Origin of the sequence: Pseudoalteromonas sp. PAST1, from assembly GCF_021532515.1 — a bacterium.
Classification (GTDB): Bacteria; Pseudomonadota; Gammaproteobacteria; order Enterobacterales; family Alteromonadaceae; genus Pseudoalteromonas; species Pseudoalteromonas simplex.
In genome coordinates, this window is sequence record NZ_JAKGBH010000099.1 from 1 (window position 1) to 5,199 (window position 5,199).

Sequence of the window (5,199 nt, forward strand, 5' to 3'; positions counted from 1 at the left end):
CTAAAGATGAAGGTGGTCGTCACACTCCATTCTTCAAAGGTTACCGTCCACAGTTCTACTTCCGTACAACTGACGTAACAGGTGACGTACAGTTACCAGACGGCGTTGAAATGGTAATGCCTGGTGATAACATCAAGATGACTGTAGAACTAATCTGCCCAATCGCGATGGACGAAGGTTTACGCTTCGCTATCCGTGAAGGTGGCCGTACAGTTGGTGCTGGTGTTGTTGCAACTATCGTTGAGTAATCAACTATAGTGATGCATTAAGCATTAAGAAAAACCCGAGCTTAGTCTCGGGTTTTTTTATGGGTGAAAAAAGCTATCAGCTGTCAGTTTTCAGACGTCAGATTCGATCGGTGGGGTTGTTTAGTGTGGTGTCTCACTCAGCATTCGGCCTGTTCATTCTTCGGGTAGGTTGGTTTGAGCGGAGCGAAACCCAACGTAAACAGTGCTATCAGCTTTCAGACGTCAGATTAGATTGGTGGGGTTGTTTAGTGTGGTGTCTCGCTCAGCATTCTGCCTGTTCATTCTTCGGGTAGGTTGGTTTGAGCGCAGCGAAACCCAACACAATCCATGTAAACCTTTTCTTTGATAAACCCAAATCATCATAAAACACTCCCAAGGTTATGCTTGACCTAGAAGCTAGAACTTTTACCCTCGCAACTCACACCTAGCAACCAACTCTGTTATTTCTACTAAAACTAATTACTTACCTATAGCTAAAGTTGTTTTTGGTTTCATCATTTCGTCATGAAAAACCACTTTTTTAGTAACAATGCCTTCTTAGTATGGCTGCGCTAATTATCCAAGTGCAGTTTAGTTAGCACTCAAATTCTTAAAATAACGTACTAACGGAACGTAACGATGAAAATTAATAAAATTGCTACTGCAATTGGTTTAACGTTGGCATTGTCAGCGACAGCCAATGCAGGTGTGTTACCAGACAGTCAAAAACAAAATGATTGGTATAGTGCCGCTGAAACAAAATTAACGGAAAAAGAGGCGGCGGCTCAGGCTGAGCAAACGTTTAAAGCTAAAAATGTCATTTTATTTGTTGGCGATGGTATGGGTATCTCAACGCTGACTGCATCTCGTATCATGGCGGGACAAATGGAAGGCAAGTCAGGCGAAGAAGGCTTACTAAGCTTTGAAGAATTTCCATACTCAGCGCAAATCAAAACCTATAACGTTGATGCGCAAACACCTGACTCTGCAGGCACGATGACAGCAATTATTTCAGGTGTTAAAACCGATGTAGGTGTAATTGGTGTAAACGAAAATATCGAGCGTGGCGAGTGTGCAACTGTTGCTGGTAACGAGTTAATTACCGCAACAGAACTGGCAGAAATCAAAGGTCTAGCAACAGGTGTTATCTCTACGGCGCGTATTACTCACGCAACACCGGCTGCAACCTATGCAAAATCAGCTGACCGTAACTGGGAAGACGTATCAGACATGCCGGCTGATGCTGTAGAAGCGGGTTGTGAAGATATTGCCTCACAACTTGTAAATTTTGAGAAGAACCTAGAAGCACGCTTTGTAGGTACTGACGTAGATGGTCTTGAAGTTGTGATGGGCGGTGGTCGTCGTCACTTCTTACCAAAAGACGCAATGTTTAACTCAATTGATGCAGTGAGCGAAGTAGAAGGTGACCGTACGGATGAGCGTGACCTAACGGCTGAGTGGCAAGAAATGTACCCTGATGGTAAGTACGTCATGGACCAAGCAGGCTTCGATACGCTAAATGCTGATAGCAAACGCGTATTTGCATTATTTAACGAATCACACATGCAATACGAAGCAGATCGCGCTAACGATGTAGCGGGTGAGCCGTCATTATCTGAAATGACAGGTAAAGCAATTGATATCTTAAAGAGCAATGAAAAAGGCTTTTTCTTAACGGTTGAATCAGGCCGTATTGACCATGGTCATCATGCGGGCAATGCTTATAACGCGTTAAATGATACTGTTGAATTTGCCAAAGCAGTGCAGACAGCGGTAGAAAACACCAACCCAGAAGAAACTCTTATTCTTGTTACTGCCGACCACAGCCACGTATTCACTATCGCGGGCTACCCAAAGCGTGGTAATCCAATCTTAGGTCAAGTAGTTGCTATTGGTAGCGAAGAACCAAGCCTTGCGGCAGATGGTATGCCTTACACCACAGTTGGTTATGCTAATGGTTTAGGTTTTCGCGATTTAGGCGATGAAACCGACGCTGATGCATCTTATAGCGAAGCGGCATTTGCAGGCCGTGTTGATTTAACGGGTGTTGATACGACTACACCTGGTTATCACCAAGAAGCCACTGTGCCACTAAGTTCAGAGACTCATGCAGGTGAAGATATTTCACTGCATGCAAAAGGTCCAGGTGCGCAACTAGCACAAGGCGTTGTGGAGCAAAACGTAATTTTCCACATCATTAACCAAGCTCTAGAACTAATTGAAGAATAATGGCGACGACGATGAAAAAACTAAATTTAATTTCTCTTGCTGTAGTAGTGGCATTAGCGGGTTGTTCTGATGACGATGACAACTCACCAAAAACATTAACCATTGAAAATACATTAGCTGTTGGCTCTGAGCTGTGCGTAAACGGTGGTACAGAAACCCTTACCGGTGAAGATAGCAACGATAACGGTGAGCTAGACTCAGCAGAAGTAACGGATACAAGCGTTGCATGTAATGCACCAGCAACGTCGTTAACGGCATCGCAATTAGCGCCGTTGACTGATAATGAATGGTTCAAGTCAGCACAAGTTAAAGTCGCTAGTAGCGAAGAAAACATTGCTGCCGTTGTAAAAGAGTCAGGTAAAGCGAAAAACGTGATTCTGTTTGTTGGTGACGGCATGGGTATTTCAACTGTCACAGCAGCACGTATTATGGCCGGTCAACTAGAGGGTAAGCTAGGAGAAGAGCATCAACTAAGCTTTGAAACACTACCATTCTCAGGGTTTGCTAAAACCTATAACGTTGATGCGCAAACACCTGATTCTGCGGGTACGATGACAGCAATGGCATCGGGCGTAAAAACGGATGCTGGCGTTATCGGTGTTGATGAAGACATCGAACGTGGTAACTGTGCAACGGTTGCAGGTAATGAACTAGTTACAGCCACTGAGCTTGCTGAGATTGCCGGTAAGTCGACGGGTATTATTTCGACAGCGCGTATCACTCACGCAACGCCTGCAGCAACGTATGCAAAATCGGCTGACCGTAACTGGGAAGACGTATCAGATATGCCAGAAGCGGCAGTTACCGCTGGCTGTGAAGATATTGCATCGCAGTTAGTTAACTTTGAAGCAAACCTAGAGGCACGCTACGAAGGCTTAGATGTTGATGGTTTAGAAGTTGTGATGGGCGGTGGTCGTCGTCATTTCTTACCGAAAGACGCAGCGTTTAACTCTGCTGATGCTGTGAGCTCAGTAGAAGGTGACCGTACAGATGGTCGTGACCTAACAGCTGAGTGGAAAGCTAAATATCCTGCAGGTCAATATGTGATGGACCAAGCTGGTTTTGATGCAATTGATGCAGAGTCAACTGAGCGCGTATTTGGTTTATTCAATGAATCACATATGCAATACGAAGCAGACCGTGCAAACGATGTAGCAGGCGAGCCTTCACTTGCTGAAATGACAGCAAAAGCAATTGATGTGTTAGATAACAACGCCAATGGTTTCATGCTAACAGTTGAAGCCGGTCGTATTGACCACGGTCACCACGCTGGTAATGCTTACAATGCACTAAGCGACACAGTTGAGCTTTCAAAAGCAGTCCAAGTTGCTCTTGATAAAACCAGCATTGAAGACACGCTAATCATAGTAACAGCTGACCACAGCCACGTATTTACCATTGCAGGCTACCCAAAACGCGGTAACCCAATTTTAGGTAAAGTGGTACCTGTGGGTAGTGATGAACCATCACTTGCAGCAGATAACATGCCATACACAACGGTTGGTTATACCAATGGTGGCGGTTTCCGCGACTTAGGTGATGAGACTGATGCTGATGCAGGTTATAACTTTGCACCGGTAACGGGTCGTGTTGATTTAACAGATGTTGACACAACAACGCCAGGTTTCCACCAAGAAGCTGTTGTACCACTAGGCTCTGAAACACACGCAGCAGAAGATGTGGGTGTGTATGCAGTAGGTCCAGGTGCACATTTAGTAACAGGCACTAATGAGCAAAGCCTTATCTTCCATGTTATGGATTATGCCGCTGACCTTGTTAAACAAGCCGATGCTAAATTAGCACAGTAATGAGTGTTTGGGAGGCTCCATGCCTCCCTTACTCAATTAGTTATAAAGTAAACCAAGACAAAAGAGAATCCCGTGAAAGCAGCCATCTTACTTGCCTCATTACTTAGTCCACTTGCTGTTGCAGGGCAATGCGATATGAACACCGGTTTTACGCAAGCAGACTATAAAGTCACCACAGAAATCGTTGCTAATAAGCAGCATACTGAAAACACTTTTACCCTTTGGCGTACGCCTCACCAGGTGGCTAAGCAGAATCCACAATTTATTGAATTATGGCAACAGTTGCGCAATCAACAAATTCGCCCAATTCGTTATTTTCAGCATGCCCAGCGTGGTATTGAGTATCAACCATCGGAAGTGCAAGGTGAACAAGATTGGAGTAGCAAATATCAGCTAGTAAGCGATAAGTTTTTAGCCTCAATGACGCACCAGAAAAGCACCGGTGAAGGCTGTGAGTTAACAGAGTATTACACACAGCAGCAGGGTGAGAGCAAAATAGAGCTAAGCTGGCTTGCCAATCAAAAGTTACTCAAAGCAATTCGTATTTCAACACCAATTTATAGCCGTGAAATTGCTTTAACAGCCAGTCATTACAACCAGCAAAAGATTCAGGCAGAATTTGCGAAATGGGATAACTATCAAACGACCGATTACGCAGATATCGGTGATAATGAAAGCGATCCATTTTTAGCTAAAATGATCAACTTAGGGTTTGTTGAGCATGGTGCAAGTGGATTTTATGATGCGCAAGGTAATCAGCTCAAAGGTGAGCATGGTCATCATCACTAATTAAAAAAGGCACCTTGGTGTAATGCCAGTCAGTTAAGAGCTGACTGGCATTTTCTTTTATAGGGATATTTATTAGGTTTCCTTCTTACCACCCTTGGATAATGCCTGTCTGGTAGCCTATCGGGTAAGATAAACAACCTAAGAGT

General features: G+C 44.3%; 3 protein-coding genes and 1 pseudogene. All 4 read left to right on the forward strand.

Going from position 1 to position 5,199, the window contains the following annotated elements; genetic code table 11:
• Positions 1-248: pseudogene (locus L1272_RS22505) on the forward strand (elongation factor Tu); the annotation flags it as partial.
• A 618-nt stretch (positions 249-866) separates the two neighbouring features.
• Positions 867-2,456, forward strand: a complete 1,590-nt coding sequence (locus L1272_RS22510) for an alkaline phosphatase (protein WP_235374329.1) — start codon at positions 867-869, stop codon at positions 2,454-2,456.
• 11 nt (positions 2,457-2,467) lie between these two features.
• Complete coding sequence (locus tag L1272_RS22515) at positions 2,468-4,264, forward strand: alkaline phosphatase (RefSeq protein ID WP_235374330.1); 1,797 nt, start codon at positions 2,468-2,470, stop codon at positions 4,262-4,264.
• Positions 4,265-4,336: 72 nt separating this feature from the next.
• Positions 4,337-5,053: a hypothetical protein gene (locus L1272_RS22520; protein WP_235374331.1), complete on the forward strand. Its 717-nt coding sequence runs from the start codon at positions 4,337-4,339 to the stop codon at positions 5,051-5,053.
• Positions 5,054-5,199 lie beyond the last annotated feature (146 nt).

Coding starts and splice junctions, on each gene's coding strand:
- L1272_RS22510 (WP_235374329.1), top strand. CDS start 867: ATGAAAATTAATAAAATTGCTACTGCAATTGGTTTAACGTTGGCATTG.
- L1272_RS22515 (WP_235374330.1), top strand. CDS start 2,468: ATGAAAAAACTAAATTTAATTTCTCTTGCTGTAGTAGTGGCATTAGCG.